This is a genomic window from Ruegeria sp. O4 (assembly GCF_056535125.1).
In genome coordinates, this window is the sequence record NZ_JBQERO010000002.1 from 262,715 (window position 1) to 276,301 (window position 13,587).

At 57.8% G+C, this 13,587-nt stretch carries 14 protein-coding genes; 5 read left to right on the top strand and 9 right to left on the bottom strand.

Features of this window, described 5'->3' with window-relative positions:
• Positions 1-4 precede the first annotated feature (4 nt).
• Positions 5-1,405, bottom strand: a complete 1,401-nt coding sequence (locus ACR0J7_RS05515; protein WP_480913522.1) for a diguanylate cyclase domain-containing protein — start codon at positions 1,403-1,405, stop codon at positions 5-7.
• A gap of 88 nt (positions 1,406-1,493) precedes the next feature.
• On the opposite strand from ACR0J7_RS05515, the gene ACR0J7_RS05520 reads away from it, so the two are divergent.
• The 5 genes from ACR0J7_RS05520 (at position 1,494) to ACR0J7_RS05540 (ending at position 5,868) form a co-directional block, all read left to right on the top strand.
• Positions 1,494-1,778, top strand: coding sequence for a DUF3572 domain-containing protein (locus ACR0J7_RS05520; protein ID WP_480476122.1), 285 nt, complete (start codon positions 1,494-1,496; stop codon positions 1,776-1,778).
• Positions 1,779-1,802: 24 nt separating this feature from the next.
• Positions 1,803-2,495, top strand: a complete 693-nt coding sequence (locus tag ACR0J7_RS05525) for an HAD family hydrolase (protein ID WP_480913524.1) — start codon at positions 1,803-1,805, stop codon at positions 2,493-2,495.
• Positions 2,496-2,613: 118 nt separating this feature from the next.
• Positions 2,614-4,173, top strand: coding sequence for a trimethylamine methyltransferase family protein (locus ACR0J7_RS05530; RefSeq protein WP_480913526.1), 1,560 nt, complete (start codon positions 2,614-2,616; stop codon positions 4,171-4,173).
• 118 nt (positions 4,174-4,291) lie between these two features.
• Positions 4,292-4,879 carry a heme NO-binding domain-containing protein gene (locus ACR0J7_RS05535; RefSeq protein ID WP_480481768.1) on the top strand — a complete coding sequence of 196 codons (588 nt, stop codon included), beginning with the start codon at positions 4,292-4,294 and terminating at the stop codon, positions 4,877-4,879.
• Positions 4,876-5,868 carry a diguanylate cyclase domain-containing protein gene (locus ACR0J7_RS05540; RefSeq protein WP_480583226.1) on the top strand — a complete coding sequence of 331 codons (993 nt, stop codon included), beginning with the start codon at positions 4,876-4,878 and terminating at the stop codon, positions 5,866-5,868. Before ACR0J7_RS05535 ends, ACR0J7_RS05540 begins: the two co-directional genes overlap by 4 nt.
• 39 nt (positions 5,869-5,907) lie before the next feature.
• Here ACR0J7_RS05540 and ACR0J7_RS05545 read toward each other — a convergent pair whose 3' ends face one another.
• The 8 genes from ACR0J7_RS05545 to ACR0J7_RS05580 all read right to left on the bottom strand — a co-directional run bounded on the left by ACR0J7_RS05545 (position 5,908) and on the right by ACR0J7_RS05580 (position 13,466).
• On the bottom strand, positions 5,908-6,606 hold the full coding sequence (locus tag ACR0J7_RS05545; RefSeq protein ID WP_480486183.1) for a CbiX/SirB N-terminal domain-containing protein: 699 nt from the start codon (positions 6,604-6,606) through the stop codon (positions 5,908-5,910).
• A 61-nt stretch (positions 6,607-6,667) separates the two neighbouring features.
• Positions 6,668-7,600 carry an AEC family transporter gene (locus ACR0J7_RS05550; protein WP_480486182.1) on the bottom strand — a complete coding sequence of 311 codons (933 nt, stop codon included), beginning with the start codon at positions 7,598-7,600 and terminating at the stop codon, positions 6,668-6,670.
• Between the two features lie 33 nt (positions 7,601-7,633).
• The gene (locus tag ACR0J7_RS05555) at positions 7,634-8,452 is read right to left on the bottom strand and encodes an MBL fold metallo-hydrolase (protein ID WP_480913527.1); all 819 of its coding nucleotides are present in this window, start codon (positions 8,450-8,452) and stop codon (positions 7,634-7,636) included.
• Positions 8,449-9,255, bottom strand: a complete 807-nt coding sequence (locus tag ACR0J7_RS05560; protein ID WP_480913528.1) for a TatD family hydrolase — start codon at positions 9,253-9,255, stop codon at positions 8,449-8,451. Before ACR0J7_RS05560 ends, ACR0J7_RS05555 begins: the two co-directional genes overlap by 4 nt.
• On the bottom strand, positions 9,252-10,373 hold the full coding sequence (locus ACR0J7_RS05565; RefSeq protein ID WP_480869859.1) for a DNA polymerase III subunit delta': 1,122 nt from the start codon (positions 10,371-10,373) through the stop codon (positions 9,252-9,254). Before ACR0J7_RS05565 ends, ACR0J7_RS05560 begins: the two co-directional genes overlap by 4 nt.
• A 3-nt stretch (positions 10,374-10,376) precedes the next feature.
• Positions 10,377-11,003 (bottom strand): dTMP kinase, encoded by a 627-nt coding sequence (gene tmk, locus ACR0J7_RS05570; protein ID WP_267362759.1) that lies wholly within the window; start codon positions 11,001-11,003, stop codon positions 10,377-10,379.
• Positions 11,000-12,166, bottom strand: a complete 1,167-nt coding sequence (locus ACR0J7_RS05575; protein ID WP_480481762.1) for a D-alanyl-D-alanine carboxypeptidase family protein — start codon at positions 12,164-12,166, stop codon at positions 11,000-11,002. The genes tmk and ACR0J7_RS05575 overlap by 4 nt, the downstream gene beginning before the upstream one ends.
• A gap of 16 nt (positions 12,167-12,182) precedes the next feature.
• Positions 12,183-13,466, bottom strand: a complete 1,284-nt coding sequence (locus tag ACR0J7_RS05580) for an SPOR domain-containing protein (protein ID WP_480481761.1) — start codon at positions 13,464-13,466, stop codon at positions 12,183-12,185.
• Positions 13,467-13,587: the final 121 nt, after the last annotated feature.

Here is a 13,587-nt window from a genome sequence, read left to right on the forward strand (position 1 = left end):
GGGTTCAGGCTGCGCTTTGCCTGATACTCACCTGATTGCGCCCCGCTTTTTTTGCCGCGTAAAGGGCTTTGTCGGCGGCTTTCAGGATATCTTCTACAGGAACGGGTGTGCGTTCTTTTCCCGGCGTACCCGATTGCGGCATCTCCAGCCCAATGCTGATCGTGACGTTAACCCGCAAACCTTGGTCCGATAGTCGGAACGGGGCGCGACAAATGCTGTCACAGATGGTCTCAGCCAGTTTTCTGGCTTGCTTTTGTGACACATCAGGTACTGCAAACATGAACTCTTCACCGCCGATACGGGCGACAAAACCTTTGGATCCAAGTGCGCTTTGCATGCGTTTTGCGGCCTGCGTCAGAACACAATCACCGGCGCCATGGCCATGGCAGTCATTGATGGTCTTGAAGTGGTCCAGATCCGCCAGCATGACGGCAAAGCCACGTCCGGTACGGGCAGACTGGCTCGCGATCTGATCCAATGCCCGCATGGCGTAACGACGATTGTGCAGCCCGGTCAGCGGGTCAATCCAGGACTCGGCGATCCCTTTTCTCAGTGATACGCGCAAATGATCAAGCCGTGCCTTGCGCGCAATCTGATTGTTCAGCCGCAACAGGATCTCTTGCGCGCAGAACCCCCCCAGGCACACGGCGTCCGCTCCTCTGTCCAGCGCTTCCGAGGCCTGCACGGCGTCGTTGTCCTGCAGGATGCCAATCAGGACAGTGTTCCGGGTTGCTGCGCGTGACCTGAGATCCGCAAGGATATTCAGCGCGGACGGGGGCGAGCCCAGTTCGACCACAATCGCGTCCGGTATCGGCCCGGACAAAACGCCTTGCAGGTTCGATTGAAGATGCCAGGACAGATCGAAATGGTGGTGGCCTTGCAAGGCCTTGTGCCAAAGGGCACCAGTTCGGACAGTATCGGTCAAGATATCAACCCGGGCCGCGTTCGGTGGGCTGATCATGACAGGGGCGGGTTCCCCAAACCCAATAGGTTGCGATCCGTTGCTGACCTGCAAATCTTGAGTAGCTGCACGCGCGCGCAAAAGGCTGCGAATGCGTGCCAGCAGCAACGTATCTTTGAAAGGATGCGTCAACACATCGTCCAGCCCGTCTTTCAGGGCACGCAGGCGCGCGTTTTTGTCATTCTGTGCCGCCAGTACGACAACGGGCACGTCATCAAGGCCAGAGACTTCGGTAAGCGCTTTCTTGACATCAGCGGCTGTTCCGTCGGGCAATGTCTGTGCCGTCAGTACAAGGTCCGGCTGCACGCGACGTGCAAGGGCTTGTAGCCCTTCAAGTTTTCCACCCTGTACCACGTGGTACCAGGCAGCGGTCAGCTGAACCTTCAGCATTATGCGGTTGGTTGATACCCCGTCGAGGACAAGGATGGTGCCTTGCACAGACATAGTCGTTCACCGTTGATTGCATGCGCGAACAAATTGTTTATGAGTCTGGTTAACAAACTCTTTCCATCACCTGATCCGAGCACTGTTTATGTCCATTTCGCCCGATTCAGCCGAGACTCTTGCTCTGACGGCCTTGGGTTGGCTGGTCAGCAATGACGAGCTTTTGCCTGTCTTTCTTGGCTCGACAGGCGCTTCGATCGGGGATGTTCGCAATCGGGCCGGTGACCGGGACTTTCTGGCTTCGGTTCTCGATTTTCTGGTGCTTGACGATTCGTGGGTCATGGCGTTTTGTGACGCCAACTCGATCGCCTATGACCACCCTGCCCAAGCGCGGGCGGTCCTGTCAGGCGGTGGCGATGTACACTGGACCTGAACACCTTTTCCGCAGGAGCACGCGATGCCAATAGAAGCAATCGTCTTCGACAAGGATGGCACTTTGTTCGATTTTGCCAAAACCTGGGGAACCTTCGGGCGCTCGTTGCTGATGCGTCTGACAAAGGGGGATGTAGACCGGGCGGTGGAACTCGGGAGCGTCATCGGGTTTGACTACGAGCAAGAGCGGTATGCCACAGATAGCATTGTGATCGCCGCAACGGTCGAAGAAATCGCCGAGGTGCTTATTGCGCATGTTGACGATGTGACATTGCAGGAAGTTGTGGACATGATGAATGCCGAGGCCGCAGCCGCTCCTCAATCCCCTGCCGTGCCGTTGGGCCCATTCCTGAAAGGGTTGCAGCAATCCGGGATCAAACTGGGCGTTGCGACAAATGACAGTGAGCACCCGGCATTGCAGCATCTGGAATCTGCTGGAATACGCGAACACTTTGATTTTATCGCTGGGTATGACAGTGGTCATGGGTTCAAACCGGGGCCCGGTCAGTTGCTGGCCTTTGCCGCACAGGTCGGGGTCGAGCCGTCGCGCATTGCAATGGTGGGTGACAGTGTTCATGACCTGCAAGCGGGGCGCGCAGCCGGGATGATCACCATTGGCGTTTTGACCGGATTGGCAGAAGCAGATGTGCTGGCACCGATGGCGGATGTGGTCCTGCCGGATATCGGTCACATTCCTGCATGGCTGGCCGAAAAATGATGCGTTGATCCGGAAAATCGACGCACAATTATAGAAAACCGACAAGCTCTGTCGCAGATGGAGCGGCCAGAAATGCGTCTTCGGGTCTTGCTTGTATCAAGCCAGAACGGAGGCAACCATGGCCGAGACCAACACACGCAAACGCCGCGGCGGAGGACGCGCAGGTGCGGCAGCACGCAGGGGCAGCGCGGTGATTGACCAGATGCCGTGGGACCCACCCATCAATATAGATCGCCCGACTGAACCGCTGGATCAGGCCGGGATCGAAGCGATCCATGAAGGGGCCATGCGTATTCTGGAAGAGATCGGGATCGAATTCTACAACGAAGAGGCAATCGGCATCCTGCGCGAGGCGGGGTGCACGATCGATGGTGACAACGTCCGCATGGGGCGCGATTTCGTCATGGAGATGATCGCCAAGGCGCCCAGCCAGTTTTCCATCACGCCCCGCAATGTTGACCACAGGATCGAGATCGGTGGAAAGAACATCTTGTTCGGCAACGTTTCGTCGCCGCCTAATTACTGGGACATGGAGATTGGAAAGAAAGTGCCCGGCAATCGCGAGATGTGCCAGAATCTTCTGAAACTGACGCAGTACTTCAACTGTATTCACTTCGCAGGCGGATATCCTGTAGAACCCGTCGATATTCATGCCAGCGTCCGGCATCTGGATGTGCTGTATGACAAGCTGACCCTGACCGACAAGGCGATGCACGCTTATTCGTTGGGTAAGGAACGTGTCGAAGATGTGATGGAAATGGTGCGCATCGCGGGCGGTCTCAGCCATGAGGAATTCGAAGCCTCGCCGCGGATGTACACCAACATCAACTCGACCTCGCCGCTGAAGCATGACCATCCGATGATTGATGGCTGCCTGAGATTGGCGCGGCGCGGGCAGGCGATTGTCGTAACCCCCTTTACGCTGGCGGGAGCCATGGCGCCCGTAACAATGGCGGGGGCGGTCGCCCAGTCCCTGGCCGAAGCCTTATGCGCTATCGCTTTGTTCCAATATGTGCGCCCCGGTATTCCCTGCGTAATCGGAACGTTCACGTCGAACGTGGACATGAAATCAGGCGCGCCCGCTTTCGGGACGCCGGAATACATGCGCTCGACCCAGATGACCGGGCAGATGGCGCGATATTATGGGCTGCCGCTGCGTTCATCCGGTGTGTGTGCGGCCAATGTGCCAGACGGGCAATCCGTGTGGGAAACCTCGAATTCGCTCTGGGCGGCCGTGCAGTCGGGCACCAACATGGTGTACCACGCCGCCGGTTGGTTGGAAGGCGGCCTGATCGCAAGCCCGGAAAAATTCATTGTGGATTGCGAGGTTTTGCAGCAAATTCAGCGTTATATGAACCCTGATCTAACCGCGACCGGACCGGATGAGATTGCTTTGGATGCCATCCGCGCGGTTGGCAATGACGGTCACTTTTTTGGAATCCAACACACACAGGATCGCTACACCACGGCCTTCTACCAGCCCTTCCTGAGCGACTGGAAGAACTATGAGGGCTGGGAGGCCGCCGGAGGCATCTGGACGGCTGAGCGTGCGCATCACATGTTCAAAGAGATCATCTCGAGCTTTGAGGCACCTCCGATGGACGATGGTATCCGCGAGGAACTGGCCGAGTTCGTTGAACGCCGCAAGGCTGAAGGCGGCGCGCCGACGGACTTCTGACTGGGCGGGTAGTGTCGACTTGATACTCCGTTGCTTTCACAGCAACTCGGGGCGAATTTTGGCTATTTGTTAAGGTTTCTCAGACCACAGTGCCAAGGACACCAAACTGAGGCATCCGATGCATGGTCTGATCAATCGGGCGATACAGTCCTTTGTCGGCGCGACCTACGGGCAATCCTGCTGGGTTCGCGTGACCGAAGGTGCGCGGCTAGGGTTTGTCGAATTTGAAGCCATGCTCATCTATGATGATGACATGACGACGCGGTTGCTTGAGGCCCTGAGTATTGACCTCAATCGACCACAGGCGGAAATCCTCGAAGATCTGGGAACATATCTGGTGTCCCATCCGAACATGGAAGGGCTGCGCCGACTGCTCAGGTTTGGGGGTGTCACCTATGTTGAGTTCCTTCATTCCCTTGATGATCTTGCGGATCGTGTAAGACTGGCTGTCTCTGATCTGAATTTGCCTGCGCTTGAGTTGAGAGAGCTTTCAGCCACGGAATACCAGTTGTGCTGCCTTCCGGACTTACCAGGATTTTCCAGTGTTATGGTCGGGGTCCTGCGCGCGATGGCCGATGATTATGGTGCGCTGGTAATGCTGTCGCATGAGGGTCGTCAGGAGTGTTGTGAAATCATTTCAATCATTTTGGTCGAAAGCGCCTTTGCCGAGGGGCGCCATTTTGATCTGGGGGCTCGGAACAGATGACACATACTCAGGAACTGGCAGATCTTCTGGAAACGCTTTGCCCGATGTTCCTGTTGGTGGACCGAAGCGGATGCATTCAACAAGCGGGTCCGACACTGCAAAAGCTGCGGCCCGAATTGCCTTTGGTTGGGCTGGGTGTTCTGGACGTGTTCGAGCTGATCCGCCCCAGAACAGTCACCACCCTTCCCGCGTTGATGTCGATGGCCGGTGCCAAACTGCATCTGAGATTTCGCGATGAACCGCGTACGACCCTGAAAGGCCTGGTCGCGCCCTTGCCCGACTCGGGCGGTGCAGTCATCAATCTGTCATTCGGTATTTCGATTTTGGATGCGGTTCGGGATTACGCCCTGACAAGCGCTGATTTTTCCGGCACTGACCTGGCGATCGAGCTGTTGTATCTGGTCGAAGCCAAATCCGCCGCGATGGAAGCGTCTCGTTCACTTAATCTCAGGCTTCAGGGGGCAATGCTAGCCGCGGAAGAGCAGGCATATACCGATACATTGACAGGATTGAAGAACCGCCGCGCGATGGATCATTTGTTGGGGCATCTGATCCTGGCAAATTCTACATTTGCCCTTATGCATCTGGATTTAGACTTCTTTAAATCCGTGAATGATCGGCTGGGCCATGCCGCTGGGGATTACGTTCTGCAACAGGCGGCCCGCATCATGCTTGAAGAGACGCGTGGAGACGATACGGTTGCGCGGGTTGGAGGGGATGAGTTTGTCATAATTTTCAAGGGCCTGACGCGGGAAGAAACTCTGGAGTCCATCGCCGGCCGTCTGATCGCAAGGTTGAATGAACCCATGATGTTTCAGGACCAACCGTGCTGTATCTCTGCAAGTATCGGAACGGCCTTGTCCACCCAGTTCAAGGTTCCCAAAGCCGCCGACATCCTTCACGCCGCCGACGTCGCCCTTTATCAGGCCAAGCGAGACGGCCGGTCCTGTCACCGCCTGTATTCCACGCTGATCAAAGCGCAAACCTGAGTTTTTCCTGTTTCCGGGTCGGAGATTTCAGGCGAATTTTCAAGCGAGCTGAACGGCCTTTGTTAACTGCTTGGCAATCTGGTGCCGGATGGGTGGCAGTTCCCCTACCACTGGCAGCAGAACGCCTTTGAACCCTGCTTGGCTCAATCCGGCGGGCACGTCGTCCACTGCGTGCCCCCCGGTGCAGGCAAAGAACGGAAGGCACAGCGCCTGAGCCCCCGTGCCGGTTGCGGCTTCGGAAATGTATGGCGGTTCTTCAACAAACCCAACGCGGACAGATTTGAAAGCCAGCATTTCTTGAAGTTGCGATGCGAAGTTCAGAGCCACGACCGAGGGGTTTCGGCTACGCCCTGACCCATGTGCTGCAATGACCAGGTCGGTCGACGCAGCTGCCCAATTCCTTTCGGACAATTCGGATTGCAGGGCGCGTGCGGTCAATTCCGGTAGCTCTGGGTCAACACCCAACGGGTCTAGAATGCGCGCTTTGTGATCCCCTAATCGTTTGGGCAAAGCGCTGGTGACAAACCATCCATTTGCCATGAAAAGCGGATAAATGACCGTGTTTTCCGGCAGGCTGCTCAGCTTAGCCTCGAACGCGCCGGGCGCGGCCAGAGTTGCGGCATGCACCGTTACATGCTCGGTCAGGGCGTCGACCGTAGCCGCGAACGCAGCCAAAGCAGCCTCGGCCGGTTCTGGATCGGACGGCTGACCATGTGCGACGATGATGGCATGTGGCATTTGGATCTCCTGACACGAAATGCGTTAGGTGCCTCTGTGCGAACCGAAGTCAACACTACTGTTAGCCCAGAACCGTTAGCCAAAGCCAGACAGTCAGGATAGATGTGGCTGTCCCAATGAGAACAGCCGAAGCTGCCACCCGCTTGGCGCGGCCATACATGTTAGCAAAGATATAGGCGTTGAACCCCGGCGCCATGGCTGCGTTCAACACGCCCGAGCGGAACAGGTCCTGAGGCAGCCCTGTGGATTTGCCGAATATCCACACAAGGCTGGGATGCAGCATCAGCGAGATACAGCAAACAAAAGCGATGGTGCGCAGATCGCCTTCGGGTTTGTATTTGACCAGTACCCCGCCCAGTGCAAACAGGGCGCCAGGCAGGGCGGCCCGCGTGATCAGACCAAGGGCTTCGTCCACCACAGCCGGGATGTCCAAACCGGATAGATTAACCACGAATCCCAGTGCAATACCAAGGATCAGCGCGTTCTTGAACATTGCCGACAGAACAGAACGCGCCATGCGTACGCCACCGTTTCCGCGATTGCGGACAACCTCCATCACCGTGATCCCTACGCCGTAACAAAACGGGGAATGGAAGGCGATAATCGCATAGTTGCCTGTCAGGTTCTCGGGACCATAAGCGCGTTCGGTAATCGGCAATCCCAGCAGAACCGAGTTAGAGAACAGGCAACAAAACCCGATTGCCACGCAGTCTTCCCATTCGCGGCCGAAAATGATGCGCGCACCAAAAAGACCAGCGATGAAACACAAGGCGGCGGCGGAATAGAAACTGGCCAAAAGCCGGGGATCGAAACTGGCGCTAAGGTCCAGATGCGCGATGGCAAGAAACAACAGGCATGGGATCGCGAACCCTTGCGTAAATCTCATCAGCCCGTCGACATGGTCTTCTTTGAAATATCCTGTTCGTGTTGCCGTGTAGCCGGCACCGATCACAAGAAAGACAGGAAGAATGACGTCAATCAGACTTTGCAGCATTTGGCCCCCGTGCAACGGCCAGGTTGCGATATCTTATGCAAAAGGAACAGGGGCCTGAAACGCGTGATGTATCTCCATCCCGTCATAGGCGGGGGTGATATTGTCCGGAGTTTCTGCATCGAGGGTCATATAATCCAGATCGATATGCATGTTGGTTAGAATCGCCTGTTTTGGTTGCAGCTTCTCAATCCACTCAAGCGTTTTTTCCAGATGTGCATGTGTGGGATGAGGGCTTCGGCGCAGGGCGTCGATTATAAGATATTCCAACCCTTCCATTTCAGGCCATGCGTCGTCGTATATTTCGGCAACATCCGGCAAATAGGCGAGCCGTCCCATGCGAAAACCTAGAGAATCTATCGAGCCGTGATTGACCTTGAATGGACGAAACGGAATGGGCCCGCCGGGTCCATCAATTTCGAACGGTCCGTCGATGGACTTGAGGTCGAGGATCGGAGGATAAGGTGACCCTTCGGGTTGAATGAAGGCGTATCCAAACCGCCCCAGCAGGGCGTTCTGGGTATCACCATCAGCCCAGACCGGTACACGGGTTTTCATGTTGAACACGATCATGCGCAGGTCGTCGATTCCATGGACATGATCCGCGTGAGAGTGTGTATAGACTACACCATCAAGCCGCCCGGTGCCCGTGTCCAGCAACTGGCTGCGCATGTCCGGGGTCGTATCAATCAACACTGAGGTTGTGCCGCCGGGGCCGTTACGCTCGACAAGCAGGGAACAGCGCCGGCGAATGTTCTTGGGGTTAGCAGGATCGCAAGCACCCCAGTGGCCACCTAACCGGGGTACGCCGCCTGACGATCCGCAGCCCAGAATGGTAAATCGCAATTCGGTCATGCAGCGGCCCTGTTCGTTGCCGCCTTGCTGAACAGCCGGTCAAAGTTTGCCTGAGTTTGGGCGGCAAAAGCCGGATACTCCAGACCGAACACTTTAGCCCCTTTTCGGGCTGTATGTGCGGTATAGGCCGGTTCGTTTCGCTTGCCACGATAAGGGGGCGGCGCAAGATAGGGCGCATCGGTTTCCACCAGAATGCGATCCACCGGTGCGCTTGCGAAAATGTCGCGCAACTCCTGGCTTTTGGGAAAGGCCGCAATGCCGGACATGGACAGATAAAACCCAAGATCCAGCGCGGCTTTGGCCAACTCGGCCGAGGACGAGAAACAGTGCATCACGCAGGAATAGGGCGCGTTGCGATACTCTTCGGCCAGAATTTGGGCCATATCGTCGTCTGCCGCGCGGGCATGAATGATCAAAGGCAACCCTGTGCGCTGGGCGGCTTCGATATGAAAGCGCAGAGATTGCTTCTGAAGCTCAGCGCTGTCGGCGGTATAGTGGTAATCCAGACCGGATTCGCCGATGCCCACAAATTTGGGATGTTGTGCCAGCGCAACCAATTCATCGACCGAGACCATAGGCTCGTCAGCGGCGCTCATCGGGTGGGTGCCTGCGGCGTAGAATACCGGTGCATGGGCTTCGGCAATTGCACGGACTGCGGGTTCATTGCGCAGTTTGGTGCAAATCGTCACCATCCGGGTCACGCCAGCCTCGGCCGCGCGCGAGATGATGTCGTCCAACTGACCGTCAAAATCCGGGAAGTCCAGATGGCAGTGACTGTCGGTGATCTGGGGGGTGTCGCTCATCTGACCTGGCCGGCGGTTTCCTGTATCTTGAACACCGTATCTAGGACCAGAGCGGCAGGGTCAAGGTTCACCGCCTGACCATGTCGCGTGCGGGCTGTGATTGTCGCTGCGACTTCGGCCCAGCGACGGGCCTGATCCGAAGAATCTGACAGTCTGGCCAGCGTTTCAGCTTCGTTCGGGGCGGCCTCAGAGGTCGGCGGTGCTCCGGTTGCCCCAGTCAGGGCCAGCCGAGACAAGGCGATATCGATCAGTGTCAGCAGCAGATCAAAGCGCTCGGCCGCGCCACGTTGTGCCGCAGCCTCGGCCAGGGCCAGCGCGCGCTGCCGGTCCAGGCGGGGCAGGGTGCCCAGAATGGCAATCAGTTCGGCATAGATTTCAAGCCCGCCCAGATTGATCAGGCGAACGGCGTCCCCGACCGAGCCAGCGGCCAATGCGGCGAGATATTCGGGATGCGTCGGTAAGGACGTCCCGGTTTGCGACAGCGCGTCCTGCATATCCCCGGCACTCAGGGGCCCAAGACGCAAGGTCCGGCACCGAGAGCGGATGGTCGGCAACAAGCGCGAGGGTTGGTGCGATACCAGCAAAAGAGTTGTACGCGCCGGAGGCTCTTCCAGCATCTTCAGCAAAGCATTGGCGGCGCTGACATTCATCTCATCCGCCGAATCCACGATTACGACCCGGCGCCCACCATCGGCAGAGGACAGGCCAAAGAACTTTCCCAGCTTTCGGATGTCGTCCACAACGATTTCGTTGCGCAGCCGCCCCTGATCATTCAGCGACCGGGCTATCGCGGCCAATCCCGGCTCGGCCCCGGCCAGAATGCGACGTGACACCGGGTGGTCGCGATCAATGTCGAGCGTCTCTGGCGGTGGCGGCGCGCCAAACAGCCCACCGTCGTTTGCCAAAGGTGTAGCCAGCAAGAACCGCGCAATCCGCCAGGCCAACGTTGCCTTGCCGACGCCACGCGGCCCGGTCAGCAACCAGCCGTGGTGCAGCCGGTCCGAGTTGTAGGCGGTCAGAAACGCCTGTTCCGCCGCATCCTGACCAAAAAGCCGGACAGTCTCGCGGGGATGCGGCGCACCGGGCACCTGATCCGGAGAGGGGATTTCGTCATTCATCGTCTATCGCAAAGCAGCCTGGACGATTTCTGTCACATCCTGCGCAACGCTGTCCATGTCCCGGTTACCGTCCACCACGCGGAAACGGTCGGAAAACTCATGGGCCAGTGCCAGAAAGCCCGCCCGCATTTTCCTTTGTAGGTCCGGGCCGAAATCTTCGAACCGCTCTTCCGCGCCTTGCCGCCCTTTGGCGCGGGACAGACCGGTATCGGGGTCCATGTCGATCAGCAGCGTCAAGTCCGGCTCGCGCTTGATCATCAGGCTGTGCAGCTGATCAACAAGGCCGCGCAGATCGCCCCGCGACAGGCCCTGATACATACGTGTGCTGTCGGCAAAGCGGTCGCAGATCACCACTTGCCCTGCGGCAAGTGCGGGTTCGATCGTACGTTCCAGATGGTCGCGGCGGGCGGCCGTGAAAAGCAGGATTTCCGTTTCGGCCGACCAGCGGTCGGGATCACCTTCCAATACCAGGCTGCGGATTTCCTCCGCGCCGGGTGAGCCGCCCGGTTCACGCGTCAAAACGACCTCATGACCCTGCGCCCGCAGTTGATCCGCCAGCATCCGCGCCTGAGTTGACTTGCCTGATCCGTCAATGCCTTCGAAAGTCAGAAATAACCCCGCCTTGGTCACATCGACTCCAGTGGGTTATTGATCACGTCTTTCAGAACTATGCCGCCAACGGTCAGCATACGGACGACAAATCCACCAATTGCAACGTCTTCCGCTGCCACCAGTGGACGTCGAATTTCCGGCAATCCTTCAGGCTTGATGACAAGTTCGGCCAGTTGCTGGCCTTTCTTGACCGGTGCATTGACGGGACCCTGATACACAACTTCGGCCTTGACGTTTTGTGTGCCCAGAACCGGAAACAGAACCGTCAGATCGCCGTCAGGTACAAGACCAACAGTCTTTTTCTCGCCCATCCACAGCTTGGCTTCGGCTATCGGCGTTTCCGCGTTGGCAACTGTCCTCTCGACAAAATTTCGAAACGACCAGTTAACCACGGCCTCAGCCTCCTCTGCCCGTTGACCGGTGCTGTCCAGCCCGCTGAGGACAAAGATGACACGGCGATCGCCTTGTTTGGCAGACCCGACCAGGCCGTATCCGGCCTCCTGCGTGTGGCCGGTTTTCAGGCCATCCGCGCCAATGCTCAGTTTCAGCAATGGATTGCGGTTACGGGCATTCGATGGCGCACGGCCATCGAATTCGAATACCTCTTCTGAAAACAGGGGGTAGTATTCGGGAAAGTCGGTAATCAGCCTGTCGGCCAGAACCGCAAGATCATGAACCGACATCATATGTCCGGCGGCAGGCCAACCGTTCGAGTTCGCGAAATTCGAGTTGTTCATACCGATCTGCTTTGCGCGCTGGGTCATATAGCGGGCAAACCCGGCCTCTGTCCCGTCAGGGCTTAGCGCCTCGGCCAGGACCACGCAGGCGTCGTTGCCTGACAGAACGATGATGCCGCGCAGCAGGTCCTCGACCCGAACCCGGTCCTGCGTGTTCAGAAACATGGTCGAGCCGCCATAGCTCATCGCGTGTTCGGACACGGGCAGGGTTTCGTCCAGCGTCAGTCTTCCGTCACGCAGCGCTTCGAAAGCAACATACAGCGTCATGAGCTTGGACATGGATGCAGGAGGCAAGGGCTGATCGGCGTCTTTCGCCAAAAGCACCGTACCGGTGGTCTGATCGATCACATAAGCCGCGCGGGCAGATGTATCAAAAGCCTGAGCCGGGATTGCCAGAACGGCAAGCCCAATGGCCAGAACAGAAGTTCGCAATGAGGATAGCATGTTATGCCTCCTTGTATCAGTCGGACACGGTGAACGCATCTTTGAAACCAAGGTCCTTTACATCTTTTTGAATGGCCTTGCGTTCGGCCCGGGTTGCGGCAGGGCCAACCAGGACCCGCCATACTGTTTTGTTTTCGGTTTTCAGTTCCCGCACAACAGTCGACATGCCATTCCGGCGCACTTTCTCGGCGGCGGCATTCGCATTTGCTTCGACGCTGAACGTGCCGATCTGCACAAATGGTTTGCTCAGCGGAGACGCAGCGCCTGTTGCCGCCGCTGCGGCCGGAACCGCTTCGGTCGCGTCAATCGCGGATGCAGCGCCTTCGATGGGATCCAGTGGCGTTTCGGTGATCTCAGTGGGGTCTTTCTTTTGCCACCACTTCCGTTTTGCAGGCTTTTCAGCGGGGGCTTCGACCGGCGCGTCCGACAACGCCGGTGCAGCTGCGGCTACCGCTACATCTGCGGCCACATCAACACTGTCTGTCGCGACGTCCGCCGCAGCCACGGTGGCTCCCGCAGCCGCTGCTGCTGCTGGCTCTTTTTTCTGCCACCACTTCCGCTTGGCGGGTTTTTCTTCAGCGGGCTCTGTTGGGTCCTCAGTGGCTGATGCCGCAGCTGTGGTCGTGTCCGTACCTTCGGTCGCTGCGTTGGCAGAACTTGCCGCATCCGCCGCAACCACTGCCGAACCGGCTGCTGCCGCTGGCGCCTTCTTTTGCCACCATTTCGGCTTGGCCGGTTTTTCGGTATCTGCCGCGGATGGATCGTCGGTGGCCGCGGTGTCCGATACCGCAGCCGTATCTGCCGCCTCGTCTTCCGGTTTGGGCGCGTCCTCGGGTGGTGATTCCTTTACAGCTTCACGGCGCAAAGCGACCACACTGACCTTTGTCGGCGCGCCCGCCAGCATTCCGAGCTGTTCCGCAGCCGCAGATGAGACCTGTAGCGCCGGGCCGGGCAGGTTGCGTTCACGTCGGAACAGGGCCCCTGTTACAGACTTGTTGTTTGCGGTGTTCGTAATTACGACACGCTCGGGCTGGGATACTTCCGGATAGGCAACCCAGATCCCGCCCAGCGAGGGCCTGCCATCCCAAAGCCCCGCTTCGGTGACCTGAAAAACCTCGGGGGCTTCGACGTCACGCTGCGAGCCCGAGGCTACCTCGGGAAGGAGTTCGGTTTTGTTTGAGTTTTCTTCAGGTTTTTCAGCCTCTTGAAGAATGTCTTCACACCCGCTCAAAACTGTCAAAGTCAACGCCAGATACGCCAACCGTTTCGGTCCCGGGCGTGTCATGATCGCTCGCTTCATCTGCTTATCCCTTGCCTGAAGGGGTCTCGTTCTCGGAACCCCGCTGCCGGTCTGCTGGTTCTGCTTGCCAGCCTGTTTCGGTCTATTTCGGGATCATAACGCGGCTGAAGAGTCATGGAAA

What these genes read in the sequence shown, in the direction of transcription:
- ACR0J7_RS05515 (WP_480913522.1), bottom strand. Translation starts at nt 1,405, where the DNA reads ATGTCTGTGCAAGGCACCATCCTTGTCCTCGACGGGGTATCAACCAAC.
- ACR0J7_RS05520 (WP_480476122.1), top strand. Translation starts at nt 1,494, where the DNA reads ATGTCCATTTCGCCCGATTCAGCCGAGACTCTTGCTCTGACGGCCTTG.
- ACR0J7_RS05525 (WP_480913524.1), top strand. Translation starts at nt 1,803, where the DNA reads ATGCCAATAGAAGCAATCGTCTTCGACAAGGATGGCACTTTGTTCGAT.
- ACR0J7_RS05530 (WP_480913526.1), top strand. Translation starts at nt 2,614, where the DNA reads ATGGCCGAGACCAACACACGCAAACGCCGCGGCGGAGGACGCGCAGGT.
- ACR0J7_RS05535 (WP_480481768.1), top strand. Translation starts at nt 4,292, where the DNA reads ATGCATGGTCTGATCAATCGGGCGATACAGTCCTTTGTCGGCGCGACC.
- ACR0J7_RS05540 (WP_480583226.1), top strand. Translation starts at nt 4,876, where the DNA reads ATGACACATACTCAGGAACTGGCAGATCTTCTGGAAACGCTTTGCCCG.
- ACR0J7_RS05545 (WP_480486183.1), bottom strand. Translation starts at nt 6,606, where the DNA reads ATGCCACATGCCATCATCGTCGCACATGGTCAGCCGTCCGATCCAGAA.
- ACR0J7_RS05550 (WP_480486182.1), bottom strand. Translation starts at nt 7,600, where the DNA reads ATGCTGCAAAGTCTGATTGACGTCATTCTTCCTGTCTTTCTTGTGATC.
- ACR0J7_RS05555 (WP_480913527.1), bottom strand. Translation starts at nt 8,452, where the DNA reads ATGACCGAATTGCGATTTACCATTCTGGGCTGCGGATCGTCAGGCGGC.
- ACR0J7_RS05560 (WP_480913528.1), bottom strand. Translation starts at nt 9,255, where the DNA reads ATGAGCGACACCCCCCAGATCACCGACAGTCACTGCCATCTGGACTTC.
- ACR0J7_RS05565 (WP_480869859.1), bottom strand. Translation starts at nt 10,373, where the DNA reads ATGAATGACGAAATCCCCTCTCCGGATCAGGTGCCCGGTGCGCCGCAT.
- ACR0J7_RS05575 (WP_480481762.1), bottom strand. Translation starts at nt 12,166, where the DNA reads ATGCTATCCTCATTGCGAACTTCTGTTCTGGCCATTGGGCTTGCCGTT.
- ACR0J7_RS05580 (WP_480481761.1), bottom strand. Translation starts at nt 13,466, where the DNA reads ATGAAGCGAGCGATCATGACACGCCCGGGACCGAAACGGTTGGCGTAT.